Annotated in this window: 15 protein-coding genes; 3 read left to right on the top strand and 12 right to left on the bottom strand. The window is 64.8% G+C overall.

Annotated elements, in window-relative coordinates; translation table 11 throughout:
• Positions 1-40 precede the first annotated feature (40 nt).
• From kdpC to kdpF, 4 genes are read right to left on the bottom strand one after another with little or no spacing between them, the layout of a single operon-like run.
• Positions 41-592, bottom strand: coding sequence for a potassium-transporting ATPase subunit KdpC (gene kdpC, locus HU766_RS13105; RefSeq protein ID WP_186657323.1), 552 nt, complete (start codon positions 590-592; stop codon positions 41-43).
• 10 nt (positions 593-602) lie between these two features.
• The gene (gene kdpB / locus HU766_RS13100; protein WP_033699236.1) at positions 603-2,657 is read right to left on the bottom strand and encodes a potassium-transporting ATPase subunit KdpB; all 2,055 of its coding nucleotides are present in this window, start codon (positions 2,655-2,657) and stop codon (positions 603-605) included.
• 10 nt (positions 2,658-2,667) lie between these two features.
• Complete coding sequence (kdpA, locus tag HU766_RS13095) at positions 2,668-4,362, bottom strand: potassium-transporting ATPase subunit KdpA (RefSeq protein ID WP_186657321.1); 1,695 nt, start codon at positions 4,360-4,362, stop codon at positions 2,668-2,670.
• Between the two features lie 9 nt (positions 4,363-4,371).
• Positions 4,372-4,461, bottom strand: coding sequence for a K(+)-transporting ATPase subunit F (gene kdpF / locus HU766_RS13090; protein WP_033699240.1), 90 nt, complete (start codon positions 4,459-4,461; stop codon positions 4,372-4,374).
• A gap of 201 nt (positions 4,462-4,662) precedes the next feature.
• Here kdpF and HU766_RS13085 point away from each other — a divergent pair, with 201 nt between their 5' ends.
• From HU766_RS13085 to HU766_RS13075, 3 genes are all read left to right on the top strand, one after another.
• Positions 4,663-5,160 (top strand): RNA polymerase sigma factor, encoded by a 498-nt coding sequence (locus HU766_RS13085; protein ID WP_186657309.1) that lies wholly within the window; start codon positions 4,663-4,665, stop codon positions 5,158-5,160.
• Between the two features lie 11 nt (positions 5,161-5,171).
• A complete protein-coding gene (locus HU766_RS13080; protein ID WP_186657306.1) occupies positions 5,172-6,119 on the top strand; it encodes a FecR domain-containing protein in 948 nt (315 codons plus the stop codon).
• A 95-nt stretch (positions 6,120-6,214) separates the two neighbouring features.
• Positions 6,215-8,635: a TonB-dependent receptor gene (locus tag HU766_RS13075; RefSeq protein ID WP_186657303.1), complete on the top strand. Its 2,421-nt coding sequence runs from the start codon at positions 6,215-6,217 to the stop codon at positions 8,633-8,635.
• A gap of 36 nt (positions 8,636-8,671) precedes the next feature.
• On the opposite strand, the gene HU766_RS13070 is transcribed toward HU766_RS13075, so the two are convergent.
• The 8 genes from HU766_RS13070 to HU766_RS13035 form a co-directional block, all read right to left on the bottom strand.
• The gene (locus HU766_RS13070) at positions 8,672-9,718 is read right to left on the bottom strand and encodes an AI-2E family transporter (RefSeq protein WP_186657300.1); all 1,047 of its coding nucleotides are present in this window, start codon (positions 9,716-9,718) and stop codon (positions 8,672-8,674) included.
• Between the two features lie 12 nt (positions 9,719-9,730).
• Complete coding sequence (locus HU766_RS13065) at positions 9,731-10,525, bottom strand: DUF4892 domain-containing protein (RefSeq protein ID WP_186657281.1); 795 nt, start codon at positions 10,523-10,525, stop codon at positions 9,731-9,733.
• Positions 10,526-10,634: 109 nt separating this feature from the next.
• The gene (locus HU766_RS13060; protein WP_186657278.1) at positions 10,635-11,489 is read right to left on the bottom strand and encodes an alpha/beta hydrolase; all 855 of its coding nucleotides are present in this window, start codon (positions 11,487-11,489) and stop codon (positions 10,635-10,637) included.
• On the bottom strand, positions 11,486-12,274 hold the full coding sequence (locus HU766_RS13055) for an alpha/beta hydrolase (protein WP_186657273.1): 789 nt from the start codon (positions 12,272-12,274) through the stop codon (positions 11,486-11,488). Before HU766_RS13055 ends, HU766_RS13060 begins: the two co-directional genes overlap by 4 nt.
• A 93-nt stretch (positions 12,275-12,367) precedes the next feature.
• On the bottom strand, positions 12,368-12,742 hold the full coding sequence (locus HU766_RS13050) for a hypothetical protein (protein ID WP_186657494.1): 375 nt from the start codon (positions 12,740-12,742) through the stop codon (positions 12,368-12,370).
• 105 nt (positions 12,743-12,847) lie between these two features.
• Positions 12,848-13,306: a phosphohistidine phosphatase SixA gene (gene sixA, locus HU766_RS13045; RefSeq protein ID WP_033699251.1), complete on the bottom strand. Its 459-nt coding sequence runs from the start codon at positions 13,304-13,306 to the stop codon at positions 12,848-12,850.
• Positions 13,303-13,650, bottom strand: a complete 348-nt coding sequence (locus HU766_RS13040) for a DUF4389 domain-containing protein (protein WP_027592856.1) — start codon at positions 13,648-13,650, stop codon at positions 13,303-13,305. Before HU766_RS13040 ends, sixA begins: the two co-directional genes overlap by 4 nt.
• Positions 13,651-13,685: 35 nt before the next feature.
• A complete protein-coding gene (locus HU766_RS13035) occupies positions 13,686-14,711 on the bottom strand; it encodes an NAD(P)H-dependent glycerol-3-phosphate dehydrogenase (protein ID WP_033699253.1) in 1,026 nt (341 codons plus the stop codon).
• Positions 14,712-14,716: the final 5 nt, after the last annotated feature.

Below are 14,716 nucleotides of genomic sequence, written 5' to 3'. Positions count from 1 at the left end.
TAATGCGGCGATCGTTGGGCCTGCGTTGCAGGCCCCCGTCTCAATGCCCCAACGTCTCCAAGGCCTGGTTCAGTGCCAGGACGTTGACCACAGGCGGCCCGATCAATGGGTGGAGGGTGGCCTCTTCAAGCAAGGCTTGCAAGCGCTCCTCCGGCACCTTGCGGGCCGCAGCCACACGCGGAATCTGGTAGGCCACGGCCTGCGGCGGCAAATGCGGGTCCAGGCCGCTGCCCGAGGTCGTCAGCAAGGCTTGAGGCACCGGGCCTTGTTGCGTTCGATACAGCGCGCCGGCATCACTGGCCACCCGCTCGGCCAAGGCCGGATTGCTCGGCGACAGGTTGCTGGCACTGCTGGCAACCGTGGCATAGGCCCCTGCCGAAGGCCGCGAATGGAACCAGCCATCGCCTTGGAAATCCTGGGCGATCAGGGCCGAACCGCGCACCTGGCCCTGGGCGTCGCGCACCAGGCTGCCGCTGGCCTGTTCAGGGAAGGCGACCTGGGCGATACCGGTCACCGCCAACGGATACAGTGCGCCAGTAAGCAACGTCATCAGCAAGGCCAGGCTCAGGGCCGGGCGTACATAAGTGTTCATGGCGGCCTCCTCAGACCAGGTGCAGGGCATTGAGCAGCATGTCGATCAGCTTGATCCCGGCAAACGGCACGATGATGCCGCCCAAGCCGTAGATGAGCAGGTTGCGCCGCAACAGGTGGGCCGCGCTCGCCGCCTGCACCCGCACACCGCGCAAGGCCAACGGAATCAGCGCGATGATGATCAGCGCGTTGAACACGATCGCCGACAAGATCGCGCTCTGCGGGCTGGCCAGGTGCATCAGGTTGAGCACGCCCAGCTGCGGGTAGATGGCGGCGAACAAGGCCGGCAGGATGGCGAAGTACTTGGCCACGTCGTTGGCAATCGAGAAGGTGGTCAAGGCGCCGCGGGTCACCAGCAATTCCTTGCCGACCTGAACCACATCCAGCAACTTGGTCGGGTCGCTGTCCAGGTCGACCATGTTGGCTGCCTCGCGGGCCGCCTGGGTGCCATCGTTCATGGCCATGCCGACGTCGGCCTGGGCCAGCGCCGGGGCGTCGTTGGCGCCGTCGCCGCACATGGCGACCAAGCGGCCGTCGTTCTGCTCCTGGCGGATCCGCGCCAGTTTCTTCTCTGGGGTGGCCTCGGCCAGGACGTCGTCGACCCCCGCCTCGGCGGCAATGGCAGCGGCGGTCAGCGGGTTGTCACCGGTCACCATCACGGTGCGGATGCCCAGCTTGCGCAGCTCGGCAAAGCGCTCGCGAATACCCGGTTTGACCACGTCCTTGAGATGGATTACCCCAAGCAGGCGTTTGTCGACACACACCAGCAGCGGTGTGCCGCCACTCTGGGCAATCCGCTCGACCTCGCGGGCCAGCGCGGCGGGCATTTCCAGGCGCTGCATGCCGACAAAGGCCAGCACCGCATCGACCGCACCCTTGCGGTAGCGATGCTGCTGGAAATCGATGCCTGACAGGCGCGTCTCGGCGCTGAAGGCAATGGCCTCGAACTGCCCGGTGACCGGTTCGACAAAGTCGTGCAACTGACGCAGGTATTCGACGATCGACTTGCCTTCGGCGGTGTCATCGGCCAGCGAAGCGAGCAAGGCGCCCTCGCCCAGCTCTTTGGCGGTTACCCCGGTGGCGGCATGCAGGGCACTGCAACGGCGGTTGCCGAAGGTGATGGTGCCGGTCTTGTCGAGCATCAGTGTATGCACGTCGCCAGCGGCTTCCACCGCGCGGCCGGAGCGGGCGATGACATTGAGCCGGACCAGGCGGTCCATGCCGGCAATGCCAATGGCCGACAGCAAGCCGCCAATGGTGGTGGGGATCAACGTCACCAGCAGCGCGGCGAGGAAGATCAACGGCAGGCTACCGCCGGCGAAGTGGGCGAACGGCTGCAAGGTCACCACCACGACCAGGAAGATCAGGGTCAGGCCGATCAGCAGGATATCCAGGGCAATCTCGTTAGGCGTCTTCTGCCGCTTGGCCCCCTCGACCAAGGCGATCATGCGGTCCAGGGTCGACTCGCCCGGGTTGCTGGTGATGCGGATCAGCAGCCAGTCGGACACCAGCCGCGTGTTGCCGGTCACCGCCGAGCGGTCGCCGCCGGACTCGCGAATTACCGGGGCAGACTCGCCGGTGATGGCCGCCTCGTTGACGGCGGCGATGCCTTCGAGCACTTCGCCGTCGCCGGGGATCAGCTCACCGGCGACCACCTTGACCACATCGTCCTTGCGCAACGCGTTGGCGGCGACCGTCTGGAATACACCCGCGCTGTCGCGACGCTGGGCGGTGAGCCCCTGGCTCCCCGCCTTGAGGCTGTCGGCGCGGGCCTTGCCTCGGCCTTCGGCCAGGGCTTCGGCGAAGTTGGCGAACAGTACGGTGAACCACAGCCACAGGGCGATCTGCACCGCAACAGCCGTGCTCACGCCACTACCAGGGGCAACGCACAACACGGTGGTGAGCACAGCGGTCAGGGCAACCACCAGCATGACCGGTGAGCGCTTGAGCTGGCGCGGGTCCAACTTGACGAAGGCCTGGACCAGGGCCGGGCGCCAGAGCGCGGCGAAGCGGGTCTGGTCCTTGGCGTTGCGAGGGGCTTTTACATCAGCAATGGGCATGTTCATGGTCGGCTCCTCAGAAGCCCAGGCTCAGGTATTCGGCGATTGGCCCAAGGGCCAAGGTCGGCAGGAAGGTCAGGCCCCCCACCAGCAAGATGGTCACCAGCAACAGGCCGGTGAACAGCGGGCCGTGGGTGGGGAAGCTGTTCAGCCCCTGGGGCGCGCTCTTTTTCGCCGCCAGGCTGCCAGCCAGGGCCAGTATCGGCAGGATGTAACCGAAGCGGCCGATAAGCATGGCCAGGCCGATCATCAGGTTGTGGTACACCGTGTTGGCACCGAAACCGGCAAACGCCGAGCCGTTATTGGCGGTGCCCGAGGTGTAGGCGTACAGCAGTTGGCTGAAGCCATGGGCACCCGGGTTGCTCACCGCAGCCGCCGGGCCCGGCAGGCTGGCAGCGATGGCGCCCAGCACCAGCACGCCAACCGGCATCACCAGCAAGGTCGCCACCAGCAACTGCACTTCCCGCGCCTGCAGCTTCTTGCCCAGGTACTCCGGCGTGCGGCCTATCATCAGGCCGGCCAGGAACACGGCGATCAGCACGAACAACAACATGCCGTAGAGCCCCGCGCCCACACCGCCGAAGATCACCTCTCCCACCATCATGTTGACCATCGCGACCATGCCGGTCAGCGGGTTGAGGCTGTCGTGCATGGCATTGACCGAGCCATTGGAGGCGGCGGTGGTGGTCACTGTCCACAACACCGAGCCGGTGGTACCGAAGCGGCTTTCCTTGCCCTCCATCGGCGCGCTCTGTTGAACCTGTGGGCTTTCAAGTGCCGGGTTGGGCTGGTGTTCGGACCACAACGCGGTAGCCCCACCGATGAGGAACAGGCTCAGCATGCAGGCCAGAATCGCCCGGCTCTGGCGCAGGTCCTTCACGTAGTGGCCGAAGGTGAACACCAGCGCCACCGGGATGAGGATGATCGAGGCCACCTCGAACAGGTTGCTCCAGGCGCTGGGGTTTTCGAACGGGTGCGCCGAGTTGACGCCAAAGAAGCCACCACCGTTGGTGCCCAGTTGCTTGATCGCAATCTGACTGGCCGCCGGGCCAAGCGGGATGGTCTGCTCGCTGCCTTGCAAGGTCAGCGCGTGGGCGTAGTCGGCAAAAGTCTGCGGCACGCCCTGCCAGACCAGCAGCAGCGCCAGCACCAGGCACAGCGGTAGCAGGCCGTAGAGGGTGGCGCGGGTCATGTCGACCCAGAAATTGCCCAGGGTGGCGGTCGAACGACGGGCAATACCGCGGCACAGCGCCACGAGTACCGCCAGGCCAGTGGCGGCGCTGACGAAGTTCTGCACGGTCAGGCCGAGCATCTGGCTCAGGTAGCTGACCGACGCCTCGCCGCTGTAGCCCTGCCAGTTGGTGTTGGTAACGAAGCTCACGGCGGTGTTGAACGCCAGCGACCATTCCTGGCCGGGAAGGTGCTGTGGGTTGAGCGGCAGATACCCCTGCAGCAACAGCACGGCAAACAGCAGCAGGAACCCGACCAGGTTGAAGGCCAGCAAGGCCAGGGTGTATTGCTTCCAGCTCTGCTCCTGGTCGGCGCGAACGCCCGCCAACCGATAGCAGCCCTGCTCCACCGGTCCCAATACCGGTGACAGCCAGGTGCGCTGGCCTTCCATCACTTTGTAGTAGAACCGCCCGAGCCAAGGTGCCGGTAGTAGCACGATGAGGAAAAACGCCAATAACAAGGCAAAGTCGTAACTGTGCATGGCCACTCCCTAGCTGCGATCGGCGCGCAGCAGCGCCACCAGCAGGTAAATAGCCAATGCCACTGCCAGCAGCAGTGACAGCCCGTCGAGCATGTTCATGTGTGAAGCTCCCCGTGGTGCGGCTTGGGCCGCTTTGAGGGAATTGTCCGAGGGAGGGGCGTAAAGGGGCGAGATCAAGGGGTGAGGTAAGGCATAAAGAATGCGTAAAAACGCGAGGTGACGCGCGAAAAACACCAATCAAAACAATTCTCATTTGTGCTATTTTGCCGCCCTCGTTCACACGCCCGCTAAGGTGGCCCCATGTCCGGTTCAGATCTCAAGGCCCTCTACCTTGCCCATCGCGAGGAGATTCAGGAGTACCTGGACCGCCGCCTGCGTTGCAAGGAAACCGCCGCCGACCTGACCCAGGACGCATTCATCCGGCTTTCCGAGCAGATGGGCCGCAGCCGCATCGAGAACTTTCGCGCTTACCTGTTTTCCAGCGCACGCAACCTGTTCATCGACCACACCCGCCGTCAGCAACACCGCAAGAGCGAGCCGCTCGACTCGCAGGAAGTGCACGCGACGGCCCAGCCGAGCGCAACGCTGGAACAGGCCGCCATTGCCAATCAGCAACTGGCCGCGCTGAATACCGTGATCCAGAACATGCCTGCGCCCTGCCGCGAGGTTTTCCTGATGGTACGGGTCGAAGGCATGACCTATGCCGACATCGGTACACGGCTTGGCATCTCCCCCAAGACGGCGTACAGCCGTATGGTGAAGGCACTGGAATTGTTGAAACAGGGCATGTCCCAGTGAAGCCAGAGCCGATGGATCACACCGCTGCCGATGACATCAGCCACCAGGCAAACGCCTGGTTTGCGCTGTTCCACGGCGGTGCGCCCACACCTGAGCAACGGGCGGCATGGTCGGCGTGGATGGCCGCCGATGTGCGCCATGCCCAGGCCTATGCCGAACTCGAAAACCTGTGGGCCGCTTCGGCGCTGCTGCTGCAGCCCTCGCCCGCCGCCGCCCCTGTGGCCCCGGCGCGGCTTTCCCGGCGCCGCTTCGTCGGCCTGGGGCTGGCCGCCAGTGCTGCTGCGGTGACTGCAGGCGCCGGCACGTTGTGGCTGAACGGCGTGGACTCACCGTTCGCCGACCTGCGCACCGCCGTGGGCGAGCGCCGCATCGCGTACCTGCCCGACGGCTCGACGGTCGAGATGGCCGGCCACACGGCGATGAACCTGGACTTTTCAGCAACCCGCCGGGCAGTCGAACTGCTTCACGGCCAAGCGTTTTTCAGGGTTCGGCCGAGCGCTGCGGGTGAGTTCAGTATCAATACCCAAGCTGGGCGACTGCACACCGGCGAAGGCGAGTTTTGCGTGTCGTGCGAAAACGACGCGGGGCTGGTGGCGGTTAGCCAAGGGCGTGTGCAAGTGCTGACGGCCGGGCAGCAGACAGAGCTGGAAGAAGGCCTTTCGCTCAGTTTCAGCGCCCGTGCGACGGGTGACATACAACGTGCGGAGCTGGCGCAGATGCTGGCCTGGCGCAAGGGCCGGCTGGTGTTCTTCAATGAGCCGCTGCTGACCGTGGTCGATGCACTGCAGCGTTGGCGCAAGGGCCGGATTTTCATCATGGACAAGCAACTGGCCGCCCGACGCGTGAGCCTGATTCTCAACCTCGACCACCCCGACCAGATGCTCGATGTGCTGTCCCGGGCCCTCGCCGTACGCACCACGCGCTACACCGACCTGGTCACGCTGATCTACCCCGCCTGAAAAATTTCAAAGCGCCATCAGACATTCCGATGCCCCATGCGTCTTAACGGCACTGAGATTTATTCGCATATCTGCACTGCATGGGGCACGCCTGAATGGCCAACCGACACAAACTGCACACCACACTTCATCCTCACTGGCAGCGCAAAGCGCTGGGCGCAGCACTGGCCTGCACGCTGCTGGTCGGTAACCTCCCGGCGCAGGCCGCACCTGGGCAGGCCCCTGCGAGGTCGATGCAGCAACTGTCACTGAACATCCCGGCACAGCCGTTACGCCAGGCGTTGCTGGTGTTCAGCCAACAATCCGGGCAGAACGTGCTGCTCGACGGCAACGTCGATGCAACGCTGCGCAGCCCCGCCGTGGTAGGCCGTTTCTCGGCCGAAGAGGGCCTGGCCAGGTTGCTGCAAGGCAGTGGCTACAACTTCGCCCGCACCGACGCAGCGACGCTCTACCTGGTGCCCAGCGAGACGCAGAGCCAGGGCAACGAAGTGCTGTTGGCGCCCACCCAGGTCCAGTATCAACTGGCCCAGGCTGATGAGCAGCGCCGTGGCTATCAGGGCACACCCGCCTCCAGCACCACGCGCCTGGGCTTGAGCAACCGGGAAACCCCACAGGCGGTGTCGACCGTTACCCGCGAGCAGATCGACGATTTCAAGCTCAACAGTGTGAAAGATGCACTGCGCAACGCCCCCACGGTCACCGTCGAACAGTTCGAGACCGACCGCACCGCCTTCACCTCGCGCGGTTTCACCATCGACAACTTCGAGTACGACGGCATGGGCATGCCCTTCTCATCCGGTGTGCTGCTGGGTGACCAGGACTTGGCCGAATTCGAGCAAATCGATGTACTGCATGGCGCCAACGGCCTGATGAGCGGCGCAGGCAACCCGTCTGCCACGGTCAACTTCGTGCGCAAGCGCCCGACCGACAGCTTCCAGGCCAGGCTCAACACCAGTGTCGGGTCATGGGACAACCGCCGGGTGGACGTCGATGTCAGCGGCCCGCTGAGTGACAGCGGCAAGGTGCGCGGGCGCTTCATCTACGCCCATGACAAGGGCAATTCGTACCTTGATCGCTACAGCCACGAAATCAATGTAACAGCAGGCCTGCTGGCCTTCGACCTGTCAGACGCCGATACCCTGACCGTCGGTTTTTCCGAACAGAAGAGCGATTCCAACGGCAGCACCTGGGGTGCCCTGCCGATGGCCGACTACGCGGGCAATCCCATCCACTACAGCAGCCGCAGCGCCAGCATCGGCCAACCCTGGACCTACTGGAACATCCACACACAACGGGCGTTTGCCGAGCTGGCACACGATTTTGGCGCGGGGTGGAAAGGCAAGGTCACCGTGACCGGGACCAATCAGCATCAGGACACCCAGATGCTCTATGCCATCCCCGCCACCGCCGACGATGTGTTTGCCTACATCAACCGAACCACCAGCACCGAGCATCAGCTCACCGGCGAAGCACAGTTGTCTGGGCCTTTCGCGCTGCTGGGTCGCCAGCATGAACTGACCTTGGGCGCCAACTATGGCCGCAGCCGCCATGATGAGCGTGGCTACTACCGCAACGCCTCCGGCAATGAGATCGTCAGCCTTGCCGACGCACTTGCCGGGGCAGTCGTAAAACCGCCTTTGACGTACACCGACGAGCTCAATACCCAGCATTTCACCGACCGCCAGAAAAGCCTCTATGCCGGCGCGCGCTTCAGCCTGACCGACGACCTGCACTGGATCGCCGGTGCCCGCATGCTCAGCGCCGACGGTGAGGGTATGGGCTATGGTGCGGCGCACGACACCCGGGTGCACGGCAAAGTGACGCCCTATACCGGGCTGGTCTACGACTTGAATGATCAGTGGAGCCTGTATGCAAGCTGGGCCGAGATCTTCAAACCCCAGTACCTGCGCAGCTCGGCCGGGGGCGTGATCGAACCGCTGGAAGGCAAAAGCACTGAAGTGGGCGTGAAGGGCAGCCTGCTCGATCATCGGCTCACCGTCACTGCAGCAGTGTTCAAGACCGAGCAGCAAAACGTGGCGGTGACCACTGGAGAGATCATCAACGGCCAGTACGCTTACCGTGGCGAAGACAACAACAGCCGGGGTGTGGAGCTGGAAGCTTCCGGTGAGGCGATGCCAGGTGTGGAACTGGCCGCAGGCTACACCTACGTGCACATCGAGGATGACGACGGCGAGAAAACCCGTCGATACGTGCCAAGCCACACGCTGCGCGGCAGTGTCACCTACCGCCTGCCCGGCATGCCGCAAGCGCGCGTAGGTAGCCGGGTACAGTGGCAAAGCGCGACCGAGGCCGATGGTAACAGCCGCGTTCGGCAAAGCGCGTACGCCTTGGTCGATCTGATGGGCAGCTACACGTTTGACGAAAACTGGAGCGCTGCGCTGAACCTGAACAACGTCTTCGACAGGAAGTACCTGTTGTCGCTGTACCAGTCGGCGGGGTCCACCAACTTTGGCGCACCACGCAACCTGACGGCTTCGGTGACGTGGAAGTACTAGCAACTGCTGCAGGCGCGGCCCCTCGCAAGGCCGCGCCTACGGCGTCTGCTGCTCGGCGTTGCGGCTCCAGTCCAGCAGCAGGCTGTATCCTACCGCCAGCAAGGTCGGCCCGATGAACAGGCCAATGAAGCCAAAGGCGATCAACCCGCCGAACACCCCGAGCAGCACGATCACCAGCGGCAGGTTGCCCCCCCGGCTGATCAGGTAGGGCTTGAGCACGTTGTCCACGCCGCTGATGACGAAGGTGCCCCAGATGCCCAGGAAGATCGCCATGCCGTAATCCCCCTTCCACACCAGCCAGGCCGTCGCCGGGATCCACGCAAGCGGCGGCCCCATCGGGATCAGGCTGAGCATGAAAGTCACCAGGCCAAGCACGATCGCCCCCGGCACACCGGCGATCAGGAAGCCGATCAGCGCCAGCACGGCTTGGGCCGCTGCGGTGCCGATCACACCGTTGACCACCCGCTGCACGGTGCCGGCGACCAGCTCCAGGTAATAATCAGCGCGGTCACCCGTCAAGCGCTGCAGCAGGCGCAGCACGAACGCCGACAAACGCGGGCCGTCACGGTAGAAGAAGAACACGAAGACCAGGCTCAGGGTGAGCTCCAGCACGCCGCTGCCGATCTGCGCGCTACGTGCCAGCAACCAGTTGCCCACCTGGCCCAGGTAGGGCTTGATCGACGCGATCAGCGCCGCGCCTTGCTGGTCGAGCGACTGCCACCAGTTGACCATGCGCTCCCCCACCAAGGGGACGCTGCCGAGCCAGGCCGGTGCATCGGGCAGGCCATCGACTTGCACATCACGGACAAACGCCGTGGCATCACGGATATGGTCGGCCAGGTTGAACCCCAGCCACACCAGCGGCAAGGCCACGATGAGGATCCAGGCCGTGGTCAGAAGGCTCGCCGCCAGGGTTTCGCGCCCACCTAGCACGCGCGTCAGCAAGCGCATCAGCGGCCAGCTGGCAAAGGCCAGAATGGCGCCCCACAGCAGTGCCGAGATAAACGGTGCCATGACCCACAGGGCAGCACCCAGTAGCGCCAGCAGCACGATCTGGACCAGCAGGCGATCATTATTGGCCATGGTGACGCTCATTCAACGGATCAGTTCCAGGTGCAGGCCTTCGGTGGCTGCGGTACCGACTTCAAGGCGGCTGCTGCGCACGCCTGCATTGACCAAGGCCTCGCGCCAGGCCTCGGCGTTGGCGCCACTGAGGCTGGCCCGCAGGGTGCTGTCCAGGTTCAAGCTGCGCCCAAGCAGGGCCACCCAGGCCGGTTGCGGCGTACTCAGGTCAGGGTAGTCGAGTTGGCCGGTGTCGCGCATTTCGCGCAGCACCGTGCCGGCGGTCGGCAGCAACTCGCCAAGCGGACTGGCGGCGACGAACTCCTCGACATGCAGGTAGGCGCGGCGGTTGCCACGGGTGACGCTGTACAGTGCGACCAGGGTGTCGGCCTGTGCGGCCGAGCGACGCAACAGAATGAACGCTTGCTGCTCGTCACCGCCGTTCAAACGGGCATTGGCGAATACATCGTTGGCCCACAGGCTGGCCTCGCCGCAATCTCGGCCCTGGCACCAGAACAGCGGGTAGCCGCCGTCGTGCTGCAACGCTTCACGAGCACTGGTGAACGCTTCGCGGGCGCTACGCTCGACCGGCAGTTCATAGGTGACCGAACTGACCTGACCACGGCTTTCGACCTTGTCATCGACCCGCAGGCGGCCGCTGATCTTGCGCAAGGGCCCCATGGGGTAGACGCGCTCCTGCTCCACTGCAGGGCGTTGATCGACCACCTTGGCGTCCACGGGGACGGGCAGGTTGTCGGCCCACAGCAACGGGCTGGCGAGCATCAGGCAGGCGGCGAAGGTGGTGCGGAGGGTTACGGGCGCGCTCATCGGCAGCCCAGTCGGTGCTTGGCACCGAAGTTATGGTCCAGCGTGTCTGGCATTTGCATGGTTGTCTCCCTGTTCAACCCGCCAAGCCTCGGCACTTGTCCGGTGCAAGTCAAGCAAAGCCAAAGAAGCGATTGATACAGTCTGCGACAAGGGCCGCGCCCTGTTCATCGTTCAGGTGCAGATGATGGCCACCAGGCAGCGTCACCTGCTCAAAGGGTAGCTGTTCCAGCAACTCGGTGTGGCGCGCCAGCATGCCATCGGCAGCCACCACCAGGCAGGCAGGGCAACTCACCCGCCTGACATAGGCCATGGCCTGGGCGTGGCTCAGGCGTGTAGGGGATGGCAAGGTCAGGCGGCTGTCACTGCGCCAGCTGTAACCACCCGGCACGGGCATCAGCCCACGCTGGGCCAACAGCTCGGCCGCTTCGCGACTGACCGCGACCATGCCCTTCATGCGCGCCTGCACGCCCTCCTCCAGCGCCGGGTAGACAGACTTACGCTTGCCGTCCAGGCGCAACTGCGCCTGCAATGCCATGCCCAGGAGCTCACCTGCGTCCTGCTCGGCGCCCGTGGGAGGGATGACCCCGTCGATCAGCGCCAGGTGGCTGATGCGCTCCGGCAAGGCGCCCGCCAGTTGCACCGAAATGATTGCCCCCAGCGAATGGCCCAGCAGGGCAAACCGCTGCCACCCCAACTGCTCGGCAACCCGCAGCACATCGTGGGCATAGTCGGCCAAGGCATAACTCGCCCCAGGCGGGCGATGCTCCGAGTAACCATGCCCGGCCAGGTCCAGGGCGACGATGCGCAGGCCCTGCAGCCGCGGCGCCAGGCGGGCGAAGCTGTTGGCGTTGTCCAGCCAGCCGTGCAGGGCGATCACCGGCAGGCCGTCCTCGGGGCCGAAAAGGTGAGCAGCCAGCTCGATATGGCCCAGGCTCAGGCGGATTTCCTGCATGTGCGCGCTCATGCCTGGCTCCAGCGGTCGAACAGCCCCTTGATCAAGCTGGCGGTGTCGGTCGGGCGCTCCAGCGGGAACATGTGCCCGCCCGGCACGCTGTGGTACTCACCCTGTGCCATGCCGCGCACCGCCAGCGCGTGATGACGGCGGATCACGTTGCTGCGCTCACCGCAGACCATCGCCAGTGGCACCTGCAATTGCCGGGCAGGCGCAGGGCTTGCGTGGGGGATGCTGCGGTAGATACTGATCTCGGTAGCCGGGTCGAAACGCAGGCGCAAGCCCTCCTGGGCAGGCTCCAGGCCGTGCTCCAGATAGGCTTCGAGGCAATCGGGGTCAAAATGCCGAAACAAGCGCTTGCTGGCGAAGTAGTCCCGTGCGCTGTCGCGATCGGCGAACGCCTCGCGACGCCCCAGGGTGCGGCCTGCCGGGGTGATGCGGTCGATGAAGCCAAAACGCTTGGCGGTGCGCAGCACCCATTGATCGGCGCGGGTCAGCACCGGCGAGTCGAGCATGACCAGCCCGCGGTAGTACTCGGGGCAACGCAAGGCGGCATGCAGGTGCAGCACCCCGCCCAGCGAATGGCCCACCCCCCAAACCGGCGCGTCTTGTTGCGCCAGATGGTGCAGCAGCTCATCGACCAGGTTTTGCCAGTTTTCATTCACCGGGAAGCGCGGGTCGTGGGCATGCTGGGCCAGATGGCGGACCTGATAGTCCGGCGCCAGGGCGGCGAACAGCTTGCCGTAGGTGGCAGACGGGAAACCATTGGCGTGGGCGAAGAAGATGTGCTGCGACATGGCGCCTGGTCCGGACGGGGGATGATGGCCCATTGTGTGCATCGCGAGGCTGCTCGGCAATGTTTGGAAAGGTCATCGGCGAGGGCTATCAGGTCATCTGCTGCGATCCAGACTGACCAGTGAACGCTGCAGGCAGGCCTGCATGTAGGCCAACTGGCTCTCGAGCACTTCGCGGGCCAGACGCTGGTCATGGTAGTCGAGCTGCAGCCTGCGCAATGCCAGGCAACTGGTCTGCAGCAAGTGGGAAACCCGCAGGCAGGCCTCTTGCAGGGCACGCAGGTCTTCCTCGCCCTGTTGCCTGGCGCTGGCTTCCAGCCCGTGATGGCCACGCACCTTGCCCATCAGATGATAGAGCTTGGCGTCGGCCGAATCGCGCAGCAGGCTGTACTGGGCAAAGTCGAGCAACTCGCCTTCCTGCACCTTGTCCACGGTGGGCTGCAAGTCCACGGAGCGTAACAACGCCTGCATCTGCCCTTTCATCAATCGCTCCCTGCCATCCACTCGTCGGATAGGGGCAACGCTAGCAAGCTGCCAAGTGCAGCGGCAACTGACAATAATGCCAGTTGCCAGGCATCAGGACGGCGCGTTAAGCGCGCGCAAGCTCATCAGGCCGGCCAGCGGCCAGTCCCCCTCCAGCTCCGCCAGGCTGGCGGTACTCATGGCCGCCGGTTGCTGTAGATGACCATGTTCAAGGGCACCGACCAGCGTCCCCACCAGCGGTTGGTGGCTGACCAGCAGCACGTGTTCCAGGCCCAGCCGTTCGATTTCACCGATCACCTGCTGCACGTCGCTTTCCGGCGTCAGCCAGGGCACGGTGCGCACAGGTTCGGCAAAACCCAAGGTGTCGTGCACCAGGGCAGCCGTCTGCTGAGCACGCACGTATGGGCTGGCGATGATCGCCTGCAACGGCTGCCCGAGCAGGCGCGCGGCACTGTGCAGGACCTGCTCGCGGCCATGGCTGGTCAGGCGCCGCTCGGCGTCGGTGTTGGCCCGCGGCTCCGCCTCACCGTGGCGCAGCACCCAAAGCTTCACAGCTTGGGCTCTTCGTCACGCACCGGGTGCGGCGCCGGTGCCACGGCATGCGGTGCTTCGCCTTCTGGCGCACGGGGCGCTGGCCAGTCGGCGAATGGCCAAGGCTTCTGGTCGCTGTGGAAGCTGCCGAAGCGGCCGATCTGCGCCAGGTACTGGCTAAGGCTGTCGCCGAAGTTCATCAGGCTGGCGCTGGGCGCGCCGTACACCAGGCGGTAGATCAACTGCACCAGCACCAGGCCGCCCAGCAGCAGTTCGGCCAATTGCCAGACCACCAGGAACACCAGCATCCACAGTACCCGCAGGATGATCGACTCGCGCTGGGCGCGTTCGGGCGTATCGTTCATGACTCGCTCCTTGCTTTATGAGGGCCGCGGACGGCTCAATTGAAACCGCTGATGGAAATGAAATCGACGTCGGTCTTCGGCTCGGCGCGCATCAGGTGCTCGATCACCTGGTTCAAGGTACGGCCCTCGAACAGGATGGCATGCAGGCCTGCCACCAGCGGCATGTACACCTGCACTTCCTGGGCCTTGGCCTTGAGCACCTTGAGGGTGTTCACCCCTTCGGCGACCTCGCCCAGCCGATTGACGGCCTGCTCCAGGCTCAAGCCTTGCCCCAGCGCGTGACCTACCTGGTAGTTGCGGCTCTTGGGCGATGAACAGGTGACGATCAGGTCACCGACCCCGGCCAGGCCAAGGAAGGTCATCGGGTTGGCCCCCTGGCTCACGGCAAAGCGGGTCATTTCGGCCAGGGCACGGGTGATCAGCATGCTCTTGGTGTTCTCGCCCATGCCCAGCGCCACGGCCATGCCGGCAATAATGGCGTAGACGTTCTTCAGCGCGCCACCCAGTTCGACGCCGAAGCGGTCGGCACTTGCGTAGACGCGGAAGGTGCGCCCATGCAGCACGGCCTGCACCCGCTGGCAGAGCGCTTCGTCTTCGCTCGCGACCACCGTGGCGGTGAGTGCGTGCTCGGCGATCTCGCGGGCCAGGTTTGGCCCCGACAGCACGCCGATGCGGGCCTCGGGGGCGATTTCTTCGAGGATCTGGCTCATCAGCTTGAAGCTTTGCGCCTCGATGCCCTTGGTCAGGCTGACCAGGCACTTGCCACGCAACAACGCAGCATGCGGCGCCAGCACGCTGCGTAAAGCGCTGGACGGCAAGGCGACGAAGACCAGGTCGCAGGCCTGCAAGGTTGCCAGCAGGTCATTGACCGGCTCGACCCCATCGTGCACGCGGATGCCTTTGAGGTAGCGTGGATTCTCGCGGTTCACGCGCATGGCCTCGGCCTGCTCCGGGTCGCGCATCCACTGGCGCACCGGCACACCGTTTTCCGCCAGCAGGTTCGCCACGGCGGTGCCGAAGCTGCCGCCGCCCAGAACTGCAACAGGTTGCTGTTCAGTCATATCCA

The organism is Pseudomonas sp. SWRI77, from assembly GCF_014269105.1.
GTDB lineage: Bacteria > Pseudomonadota > Gammaproteobacteria > Pseudomonadales > Pseudomonadaceae > Aquipseudomonas > Aquipseudomonas capeferrum.
The sequence above is the reverse complement of the archived record's forward strand: the minus strand, read 5'-3'. Positions and strand labels throughout refer to the sequence as shown.

What these genes read in the sequence shown, in the direction of transcription:
- kdpC (WP_186657323.1), bottom strand. Translation starts at nt 592, where the DNA reads ATGAACACTTATGTACGCCCGGCCCTGAGCCTGGCCTTGCTGATGACG.
- kdpB (WP_033699236.1), bottom strand. Translation starts at nt 2,657, where the DNA reads ATGAACATGCCCATTGCTGATGTAAAAGCCCCTCGCAACGCCAAGGAC.
- kdpA (WP_186657321.1), bottom strand. Translation starts at nt 4,362, where the DNA reads ATGCACAGTTACGACTTTGCCTTGTTATTGGCGTTTTTCCTCATCGTG.
- kdpF (WP_033699240.1), bottom strand. Translation starts at nt 4,461, where the DNA reads ATGAACATGCTCGACGGGCTGTCACTGCTGCTGGCAGTGGCATTGGCT.
- HU766_RS13085 (WP_186657309.1), top strand. Translation starts at nt 4,663, where the DNA reads ATGTCCGGTTCAGATCTCAAGGCCCTCTACCTTGCCCATCGCGAGGAG.
- HU766_RS13080 (WP_186657306.1), top strand. Translation starts at nt 5,172, where the DNA reads ATGGATCACACCGCTGCCGATGACATCAGCCACCAGGCAAACGCCTGG.
- HU766_RS13075 (WP_186657303.1), top strand. Translation starts at nt 6,215, where the DNA reads ATGGCCAACCGACACAAACTGCACACCACACTTCATCCTCACTGGCAG.
- HU766_RS13070 (WP_186657300.1), bottom strand. Translation starts at nt 9,718, where the DNA reads ATGGCCAATAATGATCGCCTGCTGGTCCAGATCGTGCTGCTGGCGCTA.
- HU766_RS13065 (WP_186657281.1), bottom strand. Translation starts at nt 10,525, where the DNA reads ATGAGCGCGCCCGTAACCCTCCGCACCACCTTCGCCGCCTGCCTGATG.
- HU766_RS13060 (WP_186657278.1), bottom strand. Translation starts at nt 11,489, where the DNA reads ATGAGCGCGCACATGCAGGAAATCCGCCTGAGCCTGGGCCATATCGAG.
- HU766_RS13055 (WP_186657273.1), bottom strand. Translation starts at nt 12,274, where the DNA reads ATGTCGCAGCACATCTTCTTCGCCCACGCCAATGGTTTCCCGTCTGCC.
- HU766_RS13050 (WP_186657494.1), bottom strand. Translation starts at nt 12,742, where the DNA reads ATGCAGGCGTTGTTACGCTCCGTGGACTTGCAGCCCACCGTGGACAAG.
- HU766_RS13040 (WP_027592856.1), bottom strand. Translation starts at nt 13,650, where the DNA reads ATGAACGATACGCCCGAACGCGCCCAGCGCGAGTCGATCATCCTGCGG.
- HU766_RS13035 (WP_033699253.1), bottom strand. Translation starts at nt 14,711, where the DNA reads ATGACTGAACAGCAACCTGTTGCAGTTCTGGGCGGCGGCAGCTTCGGC.